Annotated in this window: 19 protein-coding genes; 13 read left to right on the top strand and 6 right to left on the bottom strand. The window is 39.5% G+C overall.

The genetic code is table 11. From position 1 onward, the window contains the following. Positions 1-122: 122 nt before the first annotated feature. From ACULLG_RS13340 to ACULLG_RS13325, 4 genes are all read left to right on the top strand, one after another. Positions 123-776 (top strand): TrmH family RNA methyltransferase, encoded by a 654-nt coding sequence (locus tag ACULLG_RS13340; RefSeq protein ID WP_452127292.1) that lies wholly within the window; start codon positions 123-125, stop codon positions 774-776. A gap of 39 nt (positions 777-815) precedes the next feature. Further along, positions 816-1,343, top strand: a complete 528-nt coding sequence (locus ACULLG_RS13335; protein WP_452127291.1) for an SRPBCC family protein — start codon at positions 816-818, stop codon at positions 1,341-1,343. A gap of 85 nt (positions 1,344-1,428) precedes the next feature. Next, positions 1,429-1,806 carry a VOC family protein gene (locus ACULLG_RS13330; protein ID WP_452127290.1) on the top strand — a complete coding sequence of 126 codons (378 nt, stop codon included), beginning with the start codon at positions 1,429-1,431 and terminating at the stop codon, positions 1,804-1,806. A 3-nt stretch (positions 1,807-1,809) separates the two neighbouring features. Then, positions 1,810-2,121, top strand: coding sequence for a hypothetical protein (locus tag ACULLG_RS13325; RefSeq protein WP_452127289.1), 312 nt, complete (start codon positions 1,810-1,812; stop codon positions 2,119-2,121). 3 nt (positions 2,122-2,124) lie between these two features. Here ACULLG_RS13325 and ACULLG_RS13320 read toward each other — a convergent pair whose 3' ends face one another. From ACULLG_RS13320 to ACULLG_RS13305, 4 genes are all read right to left on the bottom strand, one after another. Then, positions 2,125-3,810 (bottom strand): alpha-amylase family glycosyl hydrolase, encoded by a 1,686-nt coding sequence (locus ACULLG_RS13320; protein WP_452127288.1) that lies wholly within the window; start codon positions 3,808-3,810, stop codon positions 2,125-2,127. A 96-nt stretch (positions 3,811-3,906) separates the two neighbouring features. Next, positions 3,907-4,683, bottom strand: coding sequence for a carboxypeptidase-like regulatory domain-containing protein (locus tag ACULLG_RS13315; RefSeq protein WP_452127287.1), 777 nt, complete (start codon positions 4,681-4,683; stop codon positions 3,907-3,909). Between the two features lie 75 nt (positions 4,684-4,758). Further along, complete coding sequence (locus ACULLG_RS13310) at positions 4,759-6,531, bottom strand: DEAD/DEAH box helicase (RefSeq protein ID WP_452127286.1); 1,773 nt, start codon at positions 6,529-6,531, stop codon at positions 4,759-4,761. Positions 6,532-6,671: 140 nt separating this feature from the next. Further along, a complete protein-coding gene (locus tag ACULLG_RS13305; protein WP_452127285.1) occupies positions 6,672-7,253 on the bottom strand; it encodes a non-canonical purine NTP diphosphatase in 582 nt (193 codons plus the stop codon). Positions 7,254-7,317: 64 nt separating this feature from the next. Here ACULLG_RS13305 and ACULLG_RS13300 point away from each other — a divergent pair, with 64 nt between their 5' ends. From ACULLG_RS13300 to ACULLG_RS13290, 3 genes are all read left to right on the top strand, one after another. Then, a complete protein-coding gene (locus ACULLG_RS13300) occupies positions 7,318-7,764 on the top strand; it encodes a methyltransferase family protein (protein ID WP_452127284.1) in 447 nt (148 codons plus the stop codon). 145 nt (positions 7,765-7,909) lie between these two features. Continuing rightward, positions 7,910-9,802 carry a phosphoglycerate dehydrogenase gene (gene serA, locus ACULLG_RS13295; protein WP_452127283.1) on the top strand — a complete coding sequence of 631 codons (1,893 nt, stop codon included), beginning with the start codon at positions 7,910-7,912 and terminating at the stop codon, positions 9,800-9,802. A gap of 130 nt (positions 9,803-9,932) precedes the next feature. After that, the gene (locus ACULLG_RS13290) at positions 9,933-10,856 is read left to right on the top strand and encodes a hypothetical protein (RefSeq protein WP_452127282.1); all 924 of its coding nucleotides are present in this window, start codon (positions 9,933-9,935) and stop codon (positions 10,854-10,856) included. Here ACULLG_RS13290 and rlmH read toward each other — a convergent pair. Beyond that, a complete protein-coding gene (rlmH, locus tag ACULLG_RS13285) occupies positions 10,828-11,301 on the bottom strand; it encodes a 23S rRNA (pseudouridine(1915)-N(3))-methyltransferase RlmH (RefSeq protein ID WP_452127976.1) in 474 nt (157 codons plus the stop codon). The two genes, ACULLG_RS13290 and rlmH, sit on opposite strands and share 29 nt — an antisense overlap. A gap of 90 nt (positions 11,302-11,391) precedes the next feature. On the opposite strand from rlmH, the gene nadC reads away from it, so the two are divergent. The 4 genes from nadC to priA are packed head-to-tail and all read left to right on the top strand — an operon-like array spanning position 11,392 to position 16,111. Beyond that, positions 11,392-12,249, top strand: coding sequence for a carboxylating nicotinate-nucleotide diphosphorylase (nadC, locus tag ACULLG_RS13280; protein WP_452127281.1), 858 nt, complete (start codon positions 11,392-11,394; stop codon positions 12,247-12,249). After that, complete coding sequence (locus ACULLG_RS13275) at positions 12,249-13,229, top strand: YihY/virulence factor BrkB family protein (protein WP_452127280.1); 981 nt, start codon at positions 12,249-12,251, stop codon at positions 13,227-13,229. The genes nadC and ACULLG_RS13275 overlap by 1 nt, the downstream gene beginning before the upstream one ends. Beyond that, positions 13,204-13,656 (top strand): DUF2147 domain-containing protein, encoded by a 453-nt coding sequence (locus ACULLG_RS13270; RefSeq protein WP_452127279.1) that lies wholly within the window; start codon positions 13,204-13,206, stop codon positions 13,654-13,656. Before ACULLG_RS13275 ends, ACULLG_RS13270 begins: the two co-directional genes overlap by 26 nt. 1 nt (position 13,657) lies before the next feature. Continuing rightward, on the top strand, positions 13,658-16,111 hold the full coding sequence (gene priA, locus ACULLG_RS13265; RefSeq protein WP_452127278.1) for a replication restart helicase PriA: 2,454 nt from the start codon (positions 13,658-13,660) through the stop codon (positions 16,109-16,111). 3 nt (positions 16,112-16,114) lie between these two features. On the opposite strand, the gene ACULLG_RS13260 is transcribed toward priA, so the two are convergent. Further along, positions 16,115-16,807 (bottom strand): LytR/AlgR family response regulator transcription factor, encoded by a 693-nt coding sequence (locus tag ACULLG_RS13260; protein WP_136465557.1) that lies wholly within the window; start codon positions 16,805-16,807, stop codon positions 16,115-16,117. A gap of 235 nt (positions 16,808-17,042) precedes the next feature. Here ACULLG_RS13260 and rpsF point away from each other — a divergent pair, with 235 nt between their 5' ends. Both rpsF and rpsR read left to right on the top strand, forming a co-directional pair. Next, positions 17,043-17,381: a 30S ribosomal protein S6 gene (rpsF, locus tag ACULLG_RS13255; protein ID WP_420322864.1), complete on the top strand. Its 339-nt coding sequence runs from the start codon at positions 17,043-17,045 to the stop codon at positions 17,379-17,381. A 3-nt stretch (positions 17,382-17,384) separates the two neighbouring features. Continuing rightward, positions 17,385-17,681 (top strand): 30S ribosomal protein S18, encoded by a 297-nt coding sequence (gene rpsR, locus ACULLG_RS13250; RefSeq protein WP_420322863.1) that lies wholly within the window; start codon positions 17,385-17,387, stop codon positions 17,679-17,681. Positions 17,682-17,694: the final 13 nt, after the last annotated feature.

Raw genomic sequence — 17,694 nt, 5'->3', positions numbered from 1 at the left:
TGATGTCATCGACACAATTCTAACCATGTGTCAGGTAGAGCACTGTCGAGACCTTTATCCTGAGTAGACTTCAAAACTTCTCGACTGCACTCGATGCGACAAATTTCATTATTTTGGTATTAATGTTTGACCAAGAATTGTTCGCATATCTGGAAGGATTTCTTACCGAAGAACGGAAACGACGTTTCTTGGAGGTGCTCCAAAACAGGACCAAATATCTCACCGTAGCTATCGAAGATGTATTTCAATTGCACAATACAAGCGCAGTTATTCGAAGTTGCGATGCCTTTGGCATTCAAGAAGTCCAAGTGATTGAAGATCGATTTGGCCAGCGTTTGGACAAGAATATTGCCATGGGGGCGGAGCAGTGGGTAGATGTAAATCGTTATCAGACCACGGCGGAATGTGTGGAAAAGTTAAAGGGCATGGGCTATCAAATCATTGCCACGACCCCACACGATGATTCAAAATATTTAGCTGATTTCGATATTGCGTCTAAAACAGCGCTCTTTTTTGGAACTGAAAAGGAAGGTTTAAGCGAGGAGGTCATGCAACTGGCAGATGGTTTTTTGAAAATTCCCATGGTGGGGTTTTCGGAAAGTTTGAACATCTCCGTTTCCGCGGCTATCATTATCCAACAACTCACCCAAAAACTGAGGGAATCTGATGTTGATTGGCGACTTTCAGAAAGGGAAATTCTTGAAAAACGAATGGATTGGACCAAAAAATCCATAAACAATGTGGAAGGGATTATCGACCGATACCGTTCAAAATGAAGTTTTTTGTACTTTAGGAGGTAACCAATTTTTAATCAAATGATGACTCTACTTTACATTTTAGCCGGAATTGTTTTATTGATTTTGATCTTGGCGATGATTGCGCCGAAGAATTACAACGTCTCTAGATCCATAGAGATTGCCAAACCGAGAAGTGAGGTTTTTGAAAATCTCCGCTTTTTGAAAAATCAAGATGCCTGGTCGCCTTGGAATAAGAAGGATCCCAATATGGAAAAGAAATTTACAGGTACGGATGGAGAAGTGGGTGCTACCAGTTATTGGAATGGAAATAAAGATGTTGGTGAAGGGGAGCAGGAGCTTACTAAAATTGTGGACGGTGAACGTATCGAATCCGAACTTCGGTTCTTAAAACCATGGAAATCCACATCGGATGCCTATTTACTTACTGAAGATTCAGGAGATGGAAACACCAAGGTAACGTGGGGGTTCTCTGGGAAAAACAAATTTCCAATGAGTATTATGATGTTGTTTATGAATATGGACAAAGCCGTGGGCGGAGATTTTGAAGAAGGTTTGGCCAATTTAAAAGCCTTATTGGAAAAATAATATTTATAAATGTCATCCTGAGCATGTCGAAGGATGTCAACAATTAGATTCCCGCCTTCGCGGGAATGATAAAAAGTAATTTAGTATGGAACAAAATATGGTAAGCTGGTTTGAGATTCCAGTCACAAATATGGATCGGGCAAAGGCCTTTTATGATGAAGTTTTTCAAATAGAAGTTCAGGTACAGGATTTTGGAGGCACTTTAATGGGGTGGTTTCCCTGGGCCGAAGGAAAACCTGGTGCCAATGGCTCGCTAATACAACAAGAGAGCTATACACCCAGTGCTACAGATGGCGTTCTCATCTATTTTGGAAGCATGGATGTGCAAAATGAATTGGATAGGGTGGAAGCCGCTGGCGGCAAAATTCTGAGGCCAAAAACACAGATTAGCCCTGATGTGGGTTATATGGGCGTGTTTTCAGATTCTGAGGGCAATCGGATTGCACTGCACTCGAGAGAGTAACGGATGAAGTTTAAGAATTCCATCGTTGAGATACTTGGCCAATTTGTTGTCCTGTTTGTTGTTATTGTGGTGTTTGAATTTTTGACGGCTATATTAATTGCCTACAATAGCATGGGAGACGATACCCCCTCATTAAGTCAAATGAAATTTACTCAAACCCTTGTTGATATTATTGGGTTTCCCGTTTCAACGGTAATTCGAGGATTTCCTATGGAAGGAGGCACTACTTTTTGGCTAGTAGCCAATGTGTCAATTCAATCTTTAATGGTTATGGGGCTAATCTTTTTTTTGAGAAAGATAAAAAGGAAAAAATAGCCATTATTCCACCAATTCCAATAAGGCGATGTCATAATCATTTTCCAAAATGACTTTGCCCTTATTGACGATAACCTCCGTTTCGGAATAGGTATCGTACAATTTGGTGCCATCTCCGAAGAAGCCCTTTACCCAAAGCGATTTTTTACCTTTAGGTAAATCCAATCCCACCACCACCTTGTCCTTAAAATCTCCGTCCATATAGGTTCTAGAGAATACGTAAGGAGATTTGGCCAGCCGTTTGTGTCGCCCAGCACCTATTGCCGGGTGATCTCTTCGGAATTGACCCAGTTTTTGCCAGTGCTTGTGAATTTTTTGGGTTTGTGGCAAGCTATCCAGCTCTTCCCAATTCATAAACGACCGTAATGTGGCATCACCTTCAGTTCCTTCAATAATCAAACTACGCGCAGTTTCGTCGCCATAATACACTTGTGATGCCCCTGGCGTCAAAAGCAATACATTGGCCGTATAAAAGGGTCGTTTTCGTTCTTTGTCAAATGGGTTTCCATCATCATGGGAAGTCAAATAATTCAATACACTTTTTCCTTTGAGTTTGGTATTGAGTAGTTTGTTGTACTTCTTGAAAATGGTCTCATAGCTTTTGTGCGCATCTGTTTTTAAATCGAAATTGATAAGACTTTTAAAACCGTAATCAAAGAAATCCACTTTTTTGTCCCCAAAATCGAATTCACGTCCACCCGTAATGCCATAATTGTACACTTCTCCAACCATATAAAATGGATTTTCATCCAGCACATACTTTGGATTTTTCTTTTTCCAGGTCTCAAAAGCATAGGTGGCTTCGGCATACAAATCTGTCCATGCGTTTTCATTGACATGTTTCACAGTGTCCACCCGGAAACCATCCACACCAAAATCATTGATATAATCCGTTAGCCATTTTATGATATAATACCGAGGTGCTCGTGGATATCCGGTTCGTTCAAAAAACAATTGGAGTTCGTCCAACTCTTGGCTTAAGCGGCCTTCTTCTTTCCATTTTGCCAAAAGGGCATCCGGAAGTTCTACGGGCTCATCCGATTCAGTTAAAATATCGGGTAAGTTCTCAACCAAAGTACAAGCGGTAGTATTTTCATAGGTGGTAAACTCGCATTTAGGTCCTGTTCTTACCCAATCTTCCGGCCATACAGGGTCTTTGTCGGTTACAGGTCCGGTATGGTTTAAAACCACGTCCAATAAAATACGAATTCCCTTGGAGTGAGCTGTTTTCACCAGTTTCTCCAAATCTTTACGTGTTCCAAAATTAGGATCAATTGCCGTCCAATCCTTGGCCCAATAGCCATGGTAAGCATAGGTGTTTCCCGTTCCTTCATTTGTAGCGCCATGTACCTGCTCCACAATAGGTGTGAACCAAATAGCATTGATTCCTAGATTAGTAAAATAGCCTTCTTCGATTTTTTGGGTAATTCCAGCCAAATCCCCTCCTTCAAAACCGCGAAGTACAGCTGTTTCCTCATTTCTATCGAAATGTATGGTTGACTCGGTGTTTCCTTTATTAAAACGATCCGTTAAAAGAAAATATACGTTGGCACCTTCCCAGGTAAAGGGAATGGTTTTTGTTTCTATTTGATTTTCAACCATCTGTGGGGCTTCGTCAGGTTTTTTAAGGACTTTTTTACAACCCAAAAGAAAAGACAATAGGGACATGATAGCAAGTAGCTTTTTCATTTGTTGGGATTTTGTCTAAAACTATAAAATGAATACGGAAATATAAAATTTATTTACCGCTCCATTCGTCAACAAAACCCTAGGAAAGTTTGAGACTTAACCTCTATTCAACACCTTGTACTCCTCATAGCAGCTAGAGATAGCATCAAGGATTTGTAGGTCGTTGGCCGTATTGATAAATGATTTGGAATAATTGCAATTATTTAAGATGTCTTGGATATCCACCTTTTCCAATTGGAGCAGCTCTGTTAGAGTCTCTCTGTCAAACTTGGAAGCCAACAGATTTCTAATATCATCATCTTCTTTCATCTGGCGCAATTTTCGCATTTGGCGTGGTTTTTTGCCAAAAAGATTCCGTAAAAGGTCTGCGGGATTTAAAATAGCCCCCAATACTTTGGTGACCGCACTGGGATTTTTATTTCCGGCTTCGTAGCTTTTGGAAAGTCCAGAAATGCTATATTGATATGCGTTGTTTATAGGCAAGTTTTTTACATCAATCTCAAGGTAACCCGTTAATTGGTATGGTCTTACAATCACTTCTTCGAGGGCATAGGCCAACTCTGTCAATGCAATCTCTGTGTCCTCAATTTTGAACATATCGTTGGTTACCCGCACTTTTTCTGATTTAAAGCCCAAGAAAGAAAGGTATAGTGTATCGTTCACTGCGGCCCTAATGGTGAATTTTCCTTTTTGGTCGGTAATGGTACCTACCACCTTGTTTAAATTGATGATATGAACACTTTCCAAAGGGAAACTGGTCTGCGCGTTAATAACCGTGGCATTCAGTTCACCTTCAACTGGAGATTCATCAGTGTTTTGGGCAAAACCGATTGTTGAAACAAGAACAAATAGTATAAGTAGCTTTCTTCCCATGCAATCTTTGTAGGTATAAAAGTACTAAACAAACAAAAATAAACAGGAGTGTCTCTCTATTTAATATAGAATTAACTAATGGAAACCAGGTCTCTTTTTGCCTCTTCTACCCGAGCCTCCTTTTTTGCCTCCTCTAAAGGATTTATTGTCACCTCCTTTTCTATAGTTGCCATCTCCGCCTTTTCGATGGCCTCTTTTTCTATCCCGGCTACGACCTTTCCTGGCTCCGCCAGGGTCTTTGGACACCTCAACATTGATAAAACGACCGTTTACCTTAAATTCTGTAAAGGTCTGAAGAATGAACTCGGTGTGTTGCGCATCGGAATTAAAGAATGAAAAACTATCCTTGGTGTCCACATTAAAAATGTCTTCCTTTTCCAAGTTGAGCGTATCGCGAAGGAAATCTTTCAAGGACATCCAGTCATAACCATCACGTTCACCAACATTGATAAAATAGCGTACCGACCCACTTGATGGGACATCACCGCCTTTTGAACTTCTTTCACCTCTATCCCTGTCACCTTCGGATGAATTTAGATCACGTGTTTTGCTATAATAATTGTAGAATCGGGTAAATTCCACCGAAACAATTTTTTTGATCAACTCTTCCCTGTCCAAACCATCTAGAACATCGTTGATAGCCGGAAGGTAATTGTCAATTTCTGTATTGACTTCGGTATCCTTGATTCTATTGGCAAGATGGTACAATTGTATTTCGCAGATCTCGATTCCGGTCGGAATCTTTTTCGAGATAAAATCCTGTTTTATCTTCTTTTCAATGGCTTTTATTTTCCGAATTTCTGAGCGAGTTACGATCACCATCGAAATCCCGGACTTACCAGCTCTACCTGTACGTCCACTTCTATGCGTATAGGTTTCAATTTCATCAGGTAGCTGATAGTTAATTACGTGGGTGATATCATCAACATCAATTCCCCTTGCCGCAACATCGGTTGCAACAAGCATCTGAACCTGCTTCTTTCGGAACGCATTCATCACCAAATCCCGTTGATTTTGGCTCAGGTCACCATGAAGTGCTCCTGCATTGTAGCCATCTTCAATAAGTTTTTCGGCCACCCTTTGCGTATCTCGTTTTGTTCTGCAGAAAACAACGGAGAAAATCCCGGGATTTGCATCCGCTAATCTTTTCAGGGCAGGGTAGCGGTCACGTCCACCCACCTGATAATACTCATGCTGAACGGTAGATGCTCCCGCATTTTTGGTTCCCACAGTTATTTCCACAGGTTTGTGCATAAACTTTTTAGCTATCAAAGCCACTTCTTTGGGCATAGTAGCAGAAAAAAGCCAAGTAAATTTTTCTTCTGGCGTATTGGAAAGGATATCCTTGATATCTTCATAAAAGCCCATGTTAAGCATCTCATCGGCCTCATCGAGTACACAATAATCGATTTTGGAAATGTCGACCATACCCCTGCCGATCATATCCTTCATACGTCCGGGAGTTGCTACAACGATTTGGGCGCCACGTTTAATTTGTCTTGCCTGTTCCGTAATGCTTGCCCCTCCGTAAATAGCAACTGTATTTAATCCATTGATATATTTGGAATACAGTTTAAGCTCATTGGTTATCTGTAAACAAAGTTCACGGGTAGGAGAGAGGATAAGTCCTTGCGTGGTTCTACTTTCCGCATGGATTTTTTGGATCATGGGAAAACCAAATGCAGCGGTTTTACCAGTTCCTGTTTGTGCCAAAGCGACCAAATCGGTCTCTTTTTCCAATAAGATTGGGATTGATTTTTCTTGTACTTCGGATGGAGTTTCAAATCCAAGATCGGATATAGCATCCAATAGGGGTTTGTCCAACCCCAGGGTTTCAAATTTTGACATTTTGGTATATACCTTAAATCGCAAATATGTTGTGTTGCATAGAGCGATTGTATACTACCCATTTGAGCCCCTCGCAACACCATGCCCATACCGGCGGCGTTAATAAAGGCGCAAAGGTACACTTATTTAAAGATATAGGGCTAAGTTGTTTGATTTTTAAGGAATCCGACCAATTTTTGAACTGCTCTAGCCCGATGACTGATGGTGTTTTTGGTTTTCAGTGGAAGCTCGCCGAAGGTTTTATCAAACCCTTCGGGTTTAAATATGGGGTCATAACCAAAACCACCGACACCATGTTGTTCATTGGTGATGTGTCCATTGACTATTCCTTCAAAAACATAGCTCTTATCCTGAAAATTTAAATGAATCACCGTTTTAAAATGAGCTTTTCTACTATTGGTTTCTCCAAGTTCCGCTAATAGCTTGACCATGTTGTCCTGGGCATTTTTTTGAACTCCCGCATACCTTGCAGAATGTACTCCGGGATCACCTTGCAATGCATCAACCAACAGCCCCGTATCGTCCGAAAAGCAATCAAAACCGTAATTTCTGATGACATAATCAGCTTTTAATCTTGCATTATCTTCAATGGTTTTTCCAGTTTCAGGGATTTCCTCCAAGCAGCCTATATCCTCAAGAGACAATACCTTGATGGTTTTGGGCAAGAGTTTTTGAACTTCGTTCAGCTTATGTTGGTTGTGGGTGGCAAAGACTATTTCCAAGGCAATGTTTTTCAAAAACAAGGGTAAAAGTAGTAATTTCGAACCTCACATTATTCTATTTAAGATGAAGATTTTGCCAGCCTTGGTTTTGCTAATTTTTGGATTTTTGATGTACCTACTTGCCAAATTTCTACCCGTGGGTGATTTTGATTTTTTCGGGAGGAGGGAGTTGGCTATTTTTCTTTTTGTTTTGGCAGTTTTGGTGATGGTTTCCGGAATCTTTCAATTTACAAGGGCAAAAACCACTGTAAACCCGATGGATTTATCAAAAACTACACGGTTGGTCACCAAAGGTGTGTTTAAATTTTCACGTAATCCGATGTATTTGGGCATGCTCCTAATTTTGCTTGCCTTTGGGTTAAAATTGGGTAACGCTTTCAACACCCTTTTGGCTGCAGGGTTTGTGTATTACATGAATCATTTTCAAATCAAACATGAAGAAAAGGCCTTGACGGAAATGTTTGGAAAAGAATACAGGGCCTATTGTAAAGCAACAAGACGTTGGTTTTGAGTTAAAAAGAGCCAATGAAATGCCATTTTGAAACTTTTACACCCTGATTTTTGATATTTCCATATTTATAGGCCCATTTTGATTGCTTCCAATTCGGCGGATGGAATTAATGTTTAATTTTAGGCCTTAATTTTTGAAGCAATTCATGATAGAGGTGGGACGCAAATACGTTTTTGATTTTGACAGTACGCTTACAAGGGTTGAAGCGTTGGATGTTTTAGCGGAAATGACCCTTCAGGGCAAATCCAACAAAGAAGAAATTATTCAGGAAATCCAAGACATCACCAATCTGGGTATTGATGGTGATATTTCGTTTACTGAATCTTTGGAAAGAAGGATACGTTTACTCAACGCACATCGAAACGATTTGGGTGGACTGGTTGGTGAATTACGTCAAAAAATTTCAAAATCCATTGCCTCCAATAAAGAGTTCTTCGAGAAATTTTCTGATGACATTTATGTGATTTCCTGTGGCTTCAAGGAGTTTATAGATCCCATTGTAGAGGAATACAACATTCCATCCGATCGGGTATACGCCAATACTTTCAAATTTGACGAAGATGGAAACATTGTGGGTTTTGATGAGGAAAATGTTTTGGCATCGCACAATGGCAAGATAGAATGCCTTAAAAACCTCGATTTGGATGGCGAAGTACAGGTGATAGGTGACGGTTATAGTGATTATGTAATGCGCGAGGCCGGAATTGCCGACAAATTTTTTGCCTATACTGAAAACGTGCATCGTGAAAAAGCGGCGAATAATGCCGACCACATAACACCTAATTTGGATGAGTTCCTATTTGTGAACGATTTACCTCGAAATATTTCATATCCAAAAAACAGAATCAAAATACTGTTGTTGGAGAATGTACATCCAGCGGCGTTCGATAACCTTTCCGAAGATGGTTTTTCTGTTGAGTTGGTAAAACATAGTTTACCAGAAGAAGAACTTATTGAGAAAATAAAAGGGGTTCACGTCCTTGGAATACGGTCAAAAACCCAAGTAACACAAAAGGTTTTGGAAGCGGCCAATAAATTATTGGTTGTGGGCGCTTTTTGCATTGGCACTACCCAGATAGATCTTATTGCTGCTAAGAAAAAGGGAGTGGTTGTTTTCAATGCCCCTTATAGCAATACCCGTTCGGTAGTTGAGTTGGCATTGGGTCAAATTATTATGTTGATGCGCAATGTTTTTACACGCAGTACAGAGATTCATAACGGAGAGTGGAACAAAACAGCCATTAACTCAAGGGAAGTTCGAGGTAAGAACCTCGGCATAGTGGGCTATGGTAACATCGGAAAGCAAATGTCAGTTTTGGCGGAAGCGGTCGGCATGCGTGTTTATTATTATGATGTTGCGGATAAATTGGCCTTAGGAAATGCCACAAAATGTAGCAGTCTTGAAGATTTACTCTCCATTTCCGATGTGGTCACACTTCATGTAGATGATAATAAGGCCAATAGAAATTTTATAGGTGAAGACGAAATCAATCAAATGAAGGATGGTGCAATGTTGATCAACCTCTCAAGAGGGTTTGTTGTTGACATTGAAGCACTCACCAATGCACTCAAAAGTGGGAAATTGGGTGGTGCAGCCGTAGATGTTTATCCGTCCGAGCCAAGAAGTAATGGTAATTTTGAAACCTCATTACAGGGCATTCCAAATGTAATTCTAACACCTCATGTTGGTGGAAGTACCGAAGAGGCCCAACGTGATATTGCGGATTTTGTCCCCAATAAGATCATGGATTATATCAATTCAGGAAATACGGTGGATGCGGTGAACTTTCCCAATATTCGTCTTCCTAAACAGCAAAAGGCCCATAGATTCCTTCATATCCACAAAAATGTACCAGGAATTATGGCCAAAATCGGTAAAGTTTTGGCTGAATATGAGATGAACATCACCGGGCAATACCTTTCTACCGACAGTGAAGTGGGTTATGTAATAACAGATTTGGACAAGGAATACAATAAAGGGGTGGTAAAGGCACTTAAGAATGTTGAAAATACCATTAAGTTTAGAGTGCTGTATTAAATCTCTTTGACAGCGTTAATTCTAATTGGCGTTTCACCTTTCTAAAACTCTGTTTCACAACATTTATAGACCGCTTAGTATTTTTTTGAACTAAATTGTAGGCTAATTCTTACTAGTTTTTTAGTCTGTAATGAAAATCAGAAAGTTCAAACCATTTCAAAAAGGATTTAGGGCCTATTATCTTTTGGTCATTTCGATTGTTGTCTTGACAATAATTATTCAGTCGATGACACAATACTCCTTGAATAAGCAAAGGACCAACGCTCAAATTGCCAATTTGGCTGGGAGACAGCGTATGTTGAGTCAAAAATTGCTGAATGAACTTTACTCGTGTCGCTATCACAATTGTGACTATGCAGAAATGAAGTTGGTACTGACCAAGTTATACCAAATGAATGGCTACTTGCAACATGGAAACAAAGCACTGAAAATTGAACCTTTGAGCGACCCCGAGATCCTGGTTGAGTTTAGAAAATTAGAGCCTCATTTGGAATGGCTGTACAGTGAGCTCAAAGATTTTCGGAATTTTAAAAACGTCTCATTTAATGATGTTACCTATAGGGTAGACCGTTTTTTGTCGATTATGGACAATATTGTGAACAAATTCCAACAAACGGTGGATAAAGATATTCGGACTATGATGACCATTGAGCTGGAACTGGCCATATTTTCAATTGTAATCATACTTTTTGAGATATTTTTCATTGTCAATCCCATTATTGGCAAAATCTTGGATCAAAAAAAGAAACTTACAGAAATAGCATGGCACCAGTCCCAAGTGTTTAGTTCACACATAAAGAACATCGCGGATCTTCAATATGTGTTAAAAGTGGAGAAAGACCCCGAAAGGCAGAAAGAGATTTATGGTTTTATAACCGAAGAATTGGATCACCTGAAAACTGTTTCCAGTAAAATGGAAAAATCGTTAGAGGAAACCACCGAAGAGCCCAAGCCGCATCATATTGTCATAAAAAAAGTCGAAAACTTTTTGGAAAAGTACAACCTGCTTTCACATCGTGAAGTTGTTACCGATGATGATAAGGTTCATTCTTAAGAATAGTATATCCCCTGTACAATTGTTCAATTAAGAACAAGCGCACCATTTGATGCGAAAAGGTCATTTTGGAGAGACTTAGCTTTCCATCGCTTCTTTGATAAACTGCCTTGCTAAAACCATACGGCCCCCCAATGGCCAACACCAAGTTTTTAACGCCACTGTTCATTTTTTTCTGAAGGAATTGTGAAAACTCAACTGAAGATAATTGCTTTCCGTTCTCATCCATGAGCAACAAAGTATCTGCTTGCTTTAGCTGTTTCAATAGCAATTCACCCTCTTTTTCCTTTTGAAGCTTTTCAGAAAGATTTTTGCTGTTCTTTACATCGGGAATGACAACCAGTTTGAACTTGATATAATGACTCAACCTTTTTTCATAAATAGCGATAAGTTGCGAGAGTTCCTTACTATCAGTCTTGCCAATGGCCAATACGGTAATTTGCATATCCAAAAGTAATTTTTTCAGACCAAACAATGGTAAATATCCAGAGATCAAGAACAATGTTTTTATTATTTTCGTCAAAACCCCAATTTGATGATTACCGAGGATCAATTCCAAAATGAGATAGATTTGATTATTACCAATGCCATCCGCGAAGATGTGGGCGATGGCGACCATAGTTCTTTAGCCTGTATTCCCTCTGGAGCAATAGGAAAAGCAAAGCTTTTGGTCAAAGATGAAGGTATCATTGCGGGAATAGCATTTGCAAAACAAGTATTTAACTATGTGGATTCTAAAATGACCATTGAGGTACTCATCCCAGATGGTTCACAAGTAAAATATGGAGATATTGCCTTTTATGTAGAAGGGAGTTCCCAAAGTATTTTAAAAGCAGAACGTCTTGTGTTGAATGCGATGCAACGTATGAGCGCGATTGCCACAAAAACAAAAAGCTATGTGGATTTGCTGAAGGGAACCAATACCAAAATTCTGGATACCCGTAAAACTACGCCCGGAATAAGGGCATTGGAAAAATGGGCCGTTAAAATTGGAGGAGGCGAAAACCATAGGTTTGCCCTTTATGATATGATTATGCTAAAAGATAACCATATCGATTTTGCAGGCGGAATTACCAAGGCCATTCAAAAAACACAACAATATTTGGTTAAAACCAATCGAGAGTTAAAGATTATCGTTGAGGCAAGAAACTTAGAAGAGGTCGAAGAAATATTAAAATCCGATGGGGTGTACCGCATACTATTGGATAACTTTGATTATGAAGATACCGTGAGAGCGGTAAAAATAATTGGAGACCAATGCCTTACCGAGTCTTCCGGGGGCATCAATGAAAATACCATTAGAAATTATGCAGAATGTGGGGTCGATTACATTTCTTCGGGTGCTTTGACCCATTCTGTCCATAACATGGATTTAAGTTTAAAAGCAATATAATGTCCGTAGCCATTGAGGAAAAGTTGGAGAAAATACCCGTGATCAACTGGATGGTTCGTTTGCTTAAGAATATGAAGTTAAAGGCATTCGAGGGGCTTTCCTTTTACGACTTGCTGGAAATGTATGTGCTTGGAATTGTTAAAGGAGCGGTTTCCACAAGGGCAAGTTCAATTGCTTTCAGCCTTTTTATGGCGTTGTTTCCATTGATTATTTTTTTAGTGACACTTTTACCATTTATTATTCCATATGCTAGCGTTGGCAGCGAGAATTTTGATGCGCAGTTTCTAATTTTTTTGGAGTCATTTTTACCAACAGCTACTAGCGATTACTTCACCGAGATTTATCAACAAATCAAAGACCAAAAACGGGGGGGGTTATTGTCATCTACTTTTCTGGTTTCCATTTTTTTGGTAGCCAATGGTGTGAATGCCATTTTTGGTGGTTTTGAAAACTCCTACCATGTAGATTTGACCCGGAATTTCTTCAGGCAATACGCCTATGCCCTTATGGTGGGTCTCATATTATCGGTATTGTTGATCATAGGAGCCGTGGCCTTTGTGTATTTTGAGTTTTATATTGTGGAGTACACCAGCGAATACTTCGGAAAAACCTTGGGCTATGACATTGAGAAAAGTGATACCGTAGGTATTCAGATCACAAAAATTATTTTCTTTACCGTACTATCATATTTGACCACGGCGATTTTGTATTATTTCGGAACGGCGGAAGGTAGAAAAGCAAGATTCTTTTCGGCCGGGGCATTAATGACCACGCTGTTATTTATATTGACCTCCTACCTTTTTGGAGTATATGTTGAAAAATTTGCGAAATACAACGAGTTTTATGGAGCTTTGGGTGGATTATTGATCTTAATGGTTTTTATTTGGTTGAATTCCAATATTCTACTTTTGGGATTTGAGCTCAATGCAACTCTTAACTCCTTAAAAAAGAAACATGACAAAAACCAAGAGAATCAATAAATACCTACTGTTTATATTCTTGCTGTTGTGCCAAATTTCCTGGTCTCAGTCTGTTTTTGGCAAATGGAAGACAGTAGATGACCGTAATGGCATCACCAAGGCAATAGTTGAGGTTTATGAGGAAAACGGTCTGCTACAGGCTAAAGTTCTAAAAGTTGTTGAAAAAGGGAAGGAAAATGCACTCTGCATCAAGTGCAAAGGCGATCTTAAAAATAAGCCCATAAATGGGATGAAGATCATGGACGACTTCAAGAAAAACAATAAGGGAGAATATAAGGGCAACAGACTTTTTGACCCAGAACAGGCAATGACCTTTAGAGGTAGGGTCTGGTTAGACCCCAAAGACCCCAACAGGTTAAAAGTTAGAGGATATCTGGCATTTCTTTATCGAACCCAAACTTGGCACAGAGTATTAGAGGAAGAATGATATGGGTTATTTTCTAGATGTTGTACTTCCAATTCCTTTAGAGAGACTATTTACCTATAAGATTAACGAGGAAGAAGCCGGTTTTATCCAAAAGGGTATGCGGGTTGCAGTTCCCTTCGGAAAATCCAAGATTTATACTGCGCTCGCTTACAATATGCACCAAAATGGGCCACAGGCATATGAAGCTAAGGAAATCTATCAGATTTTAGATGAAAAACCTCTGGTTAATCAATATCAGTTGCAGCATTGGGAGTGGATTGCCCAATATTATATGTGTACACTTGGCGAAGTGGTTCGCAGTGCGCTGCCCAGTGCTTTTTTGTTGGAAAGCGAATCCCTGGTTTTGCTAAATAAAGATCATGAGGTCAATGATCTTGAGTTAAGGGATGACGAGTTTTTGGTGTTCGAAGCCTTGCAACACCAATCTGCATTGAAAATTGGAGAGATTAGCGGGATTGTTGATAAGAAGAACGTTCTTCCACTTGTTAATCGATTGGTTCAAAAAGGGGTGGTACTGCAAAAAGAAGAGCTTTATGAGCAGTACAGACCTAAATTGGTTCGATATGTAAAACTATCAAACGAATTTGATGACGAAACCAAATTGGAGGAACTACTGAACAATCTTGCGCGGGCTCCCAAACAAAGTCAGGTAGTATTATCCCTCTTCCAGATTAAAGCTACATCAAAAAAACCTGTTCCAATTGCCCATTTAGAGCAGGAAAGTGGAAGTTCCAGGGCTGTTATAAAAGCCTTGATCGACAAGTCGATATTGGAGGAGTATCACATTCGCGCAGATCGTGTTGAACACCAAGAACTCCAATCCGGAAAAAGTATTGAACTCAACTCTCTTCAACAGGAGGCATTTGAATCCATAAATAAAAGTTTTACTTCCAATAAAACAGCATTGTTACATGGTGTAACCTCATCTGGAAAAACTGAGGTGTACATCAAGCTTATTGAGAAATGTTTGGATCAAGGAAAGCAGGCTCTGTATCTATTGCCGGAAATAGCGCTGACTTCACAGCTTATTAATAGACTTCGACAGTATTTTGGAAACAAAGTGGCCGTTTATCATTCCAAATACAGCATACATGAGCGGGTGGAAGCTTGGAACAATGTTTTAAACAAGGCCGAAAAAGCCCAAATTGTAATAGGGGCCAGGTCTTCTTTGTTTTTACCTTTTTCCAATTTAGGACTAATTGTTGTGGACGAGGAACACGAAAGTTCCTTTAAACAATTTGATCCAGCACCAAGATATCATGCACGTGATGCCGCCATTGTTCTGGCTTCCTATCATAAAGCAGATTGTATTCTTGGTTCCGCTACCCCTAGCATTGAAAGCATGGACAATGTTCGAAAGGGGAAATATGGCTACGCCAGTATCACCAATAGGTATGGAAACGTTCTTTTGCCAGATATAAACTTGGTGGATATTAAAGAAGCTACCCGAAAAAAGCGAATGAAAGGACATTTTTCGGAAACCTTGTTCCATGCTATCGAAGAAACTTTGGAAGAAGGGGAACAGGTTATTTTGTTTCAAAACCGGAGAGGTTTTTCGCCTATTGTGGAATGCACCACCTGTGGACATGTAACGCAATGTCCCAATTGTGATGTGAGCTTAACCTATCATCAACACCGCAATCAATTGCGTTGTCATTATTGTGGATACCATACGGCCTTGCAAAACAGCTGTGGCGCATGTGGAAGTTTTACCTTGGATAAAAAAGGATTTGGTACCGAGCAGATTCAGGAGGAATTAAAGGAATTGTTCCCAGAAGCCAAGGTAGGTCGAATGGATTTGGATACGACCCGTGGTAAATATGCCTATGAAAAAATAATTACCGCTTTTGAACAGCAAGAAATGGATATTCTGGTGGGAACCCAAATGGTGACCAAAGGATTGGATTTTAGAAATGTGAGCCTTGTGGGAATCATGAATGCCGATTCCCTGTTGAATTTTCCTGATTACAGAGCCCATGAACGCAGCTTTCAAATGCTGACCCAGGTAGCGGGCAGGGCAGGGCGTACAAAAAAGAGGGGCAAAGTACTCATTCAAACATATAACCCTTATCACCAGATTTTACAACAAGTAACCACCAACGAGTACGATAAAATGTTCAACGAACAATTGTATGAACGGGAGCAATTCAAATATCCGCCAGTTGTACGAATTATCAAATTGACGCTAAAGGATAAAGATTTTAATAAACTTAACGAAGCGGCGCAGTGGTTCGCAGGCTCGCTTCAAAATGTTTTGAAACAACAAGTGTTAGGGCCAGAATATCCCCCTGTCGCACGAATACGTAGGGATTATTTGAAGAATATTGTAGTAAAGATTCCAAGAAGCCAATCCATTGCCCAAACAAAAAATAGCATTAAAAGAATTGAAAAATCCTTTAATGCTATTTCCAAGTATAAAAGTGTACGATTGGTCTACAATGTAGACCACATATAAATACTATACATTGGCCAGCGCTTCGGCCAGCTCTGTCTTTTTATTTCTACTTAATGGAATCTGTCTACCGCTAACCTCAACATTTTTACTGTTGAACTTTTCGATTTTCTCCAGATTCACAATATAAGATTTATGGATTCGCAGGAACTTTTCCGCAGGAAGTTGCTTTTCAAAAGCTTTCATGGTGGAAAGAATTACAATATTGGCTTCATCCGTCACCAATTTGATATAATCTCCTAAAGCCTCAATCCATTTAATATCGTTTAATATAACCTTACGTTTTTTAAGGTTACTTTTTACAAAAATGTGCTCCTCATCCTCATCAACCCTGTTCATTTGCTCATATTTTGCAACCGCCCTTTTAACAGAAGCCTCAAATCGGGCCAAGGTAATGGGTTTGTGCAAATAGTCCGTTACGTCATAATCGAATGCCTTTAGGGCATAATCTGGCTTTCCGGTAATCAAAATTACCTGTGGAGGGTTATCTAGGGCCTCCAAAAGATCAAAGCCACTAATGATAGGCATTTCTACATCCAAGAAAATCAAATCGATTTCATGGTTCTTAAGTCCGTTTTTGGCTTCAATAGCATTACTGTACTCGGCTACCAAGGCAAGATGAGGGTGATTGTTGACCAACTTTGCAACGGCCATGCGCTGCATTGAGGAATCGTCTACAATTATACTTTTTAGTTTCATAGAAAGGGGTGATTTGTAGGGTTTTAAATCATCGGCAAATTACACAAAAATGACGTTCAACTGCAACAAAAGATGTAAACATGGTCTATATTGTTGTGTATATTGCGATATACGTTACGTAGGTTTAAAAGGTTCATCATTGTTAATAACTCATTGCATTAAACGAAGATTTTTGTCTTTTCTTGCGGAGGTTAACATTTATCACTAATTTTGCGCTCCTTTAAAATAATAATGTATGAACCATTACGAAACTGTTTTCATTTTGAATCCCGTTCTATCTGAGACCCAGATAGAGGAAACAGTCAAGAAGTTCGAGGATTTCTTGATTAAGAATGGTGGCAAAATGGTCTCCAAAGAAAACTGGGGACTTAAAAAATTAGCCTATCCCATTCAGCACAAAAAAAGTGGCTTTTACCACTTATTCGAGTTTACCGCACCAGGTGAAGCAATCGAGCCTTATGAGCTTGAGTTCAGAAGAGATGAACGCATCATGCGTTTTTTGACCGTTAAATTGGACAAGCATGCAATTGCTTGGGCTGAAAAAAGAAGAACTAAATTAAAAGCAAACGCATAGGCTATGTCATCAATAGAACAACAAGCAAAATCGAAAAAAGATGGGGAAATCAGGTATTTAACCCCATTGAACATTGAGACCAGCAAGCAAAAGAAATACTGTAGGTTCAAAAAGTCAGGTATCAAGTATATCGATTACAAAGACCCTGATTTCTTGATGAAATTGGTAAACGAGCAAGGTAAATTACTTCCAAGAAGACTTACCGGAACCTCTTTAAAATACCAAAGAAAAGTGGCACAGGCTGTTAAAAGAGCCCGTCACCTAGCCTTAATGCCGTATGTTGGCGATATGTTGAAATAAAAAATACTGAAGA

The organism is Flagellimonas sp. 2504JD1-5, assembly GCF_053618295.1.
The sequence above is the reverse complement of the archived record's forward strand: the minus strand, read 5'-3'. Positions and strand labels throughout refer to the sequence as shown.

What these genes read in the sequence shown, in the direction of transcription:
- ACULLG_RS13335 (WP_452127291.1), top strand. Translation starts at nt 816, where the DNA reads ATGATGACTCTACTTTACATTTTAGCCGGAATTGTTTTATTGATTTTG.
- nadC (WP_452127281.1), top strand. Translation starts at nt 11,392, where the DNA reads ATGATTACCGAGGATCAATTCCAAAATGAGATAGATTTGATTATTACC.
- ACULLG_RS13330 (WP_452127290.1), top strand. Translation starts at nt 1,429, where the DNA reads ATGGAACAAAATATGGTAAGCTGGTTTGAGATTCCAGTCACAAATATG.
- ACULLG_RS13320 (WP_452127288.1), bottom strand. Translation starts at nt 3,810, where the DNA reads ATGAAAAAGCTACTTGCTATCATGTCCCTATTGTCTTTTCTTTTGGGT.
- ACULLG_RS13290 (WP_452127282.1), top strand. Translation starts at nt 9,933, where the DNA reads ATGAAAATCAGAAAGTTCAAACCATTTCAAAAAGGATTTAGGGCCTAT.
- rpsF (WP_420322864.1), top strand. Translation starts at nt 17,043, where the DNA reads ATGAACCATTACGAAACTGTTTTCATTTTGAATCCCGTTCTATCTGAG.
- ACULLG_RS13270 (WP_452127279.1), top strand. Translation starts at nt 13,204, where the DNA reads ATGACAAAAACCAAGAGAATCAATAAATACCTACTGTTTATATTCTTG.
- rlmH (WP_452127976.1), bottom strand. Translation starts at nt 11,301, where the DNA reads ATGCAAATTACCGTATTGGCCATTGGCAAGACTGATAGTAAGGAACTC.
- ACULLG_RS13310 (WP_452127286.1), bottom strand. Translation starts at nt 6,531, where the DNA reads ATGTCAAAATTTGAAACCCTGGGGTTGGACAAACCCCTATTGGATGCT.
- serA (WP_452127283.1), top strand. Translation starts at nt 7,910, where the DNA reads ATGATAGAGGTGGGACGCAAATACGTTTTTGATTTTGACAGTACGCTT.
- ACULLG_RS13260 (WP_136465557.1), bottom strand. Translation starts at nt 16,807, where the DNA reads ATGAAACTAAAAAGTATAATTGTAGACGATTCCTCAATGCAGCGCATG.
- ACULLG_RS13315 (WP_452127287.1), bottom strand. Translation starts at nt 4,683, where the DNA reads ATGGGAAGAAAGCTACTTATACTATTTGTTCTTGTTTCAACAATCGGT.
- priA (WP_452127278.1), top strand. Translation starts at nt 13,658, where the DNA reads ATGGGTTATTTTCTAGATGTTGTACTTCCAATTCCTTTAGAGAGACTA.
- ACULLG_RS13340 (WP_452127292.1), top strand. Translation starts at nt 123, where the DNA reads ATGTTTGACCAAGAATTGTTCGCATATCTGGAAGGATTTCTTACCGAA.
- ACULLG_RS13275 (WP_452127280.1), top strand. Translation starts at nt 12,249, where the DNA reads ATGTCCGTAGCCATTGAGGAAAAGTTGGAGAAAATACCCGTGATCAAC.
- ACULLG_RS13325 (WP_452127289.1), top strand. Translation starts at nt 1,810, where the DNA reads ATGAAGTTTAAGAATTCCATCGTTGAGATACTTGGCCAATTTGTTGTC.
- rpsR (WP_420322863.1), top strand. Translation starts at nt 17,385, where the DNA reads ATGTCATCAATAGAACAACAAGCAAAATCGAAAAAAGATGGGGAAATC.
- ACULLG_RS13300 (WP_452127284.1), top strand. Translation starts at nt 7,318, where the DNA reads ATGAAGATTTTGCCAGCCTTGGTTTTGCTAATTTTTGGATTTTTGATG.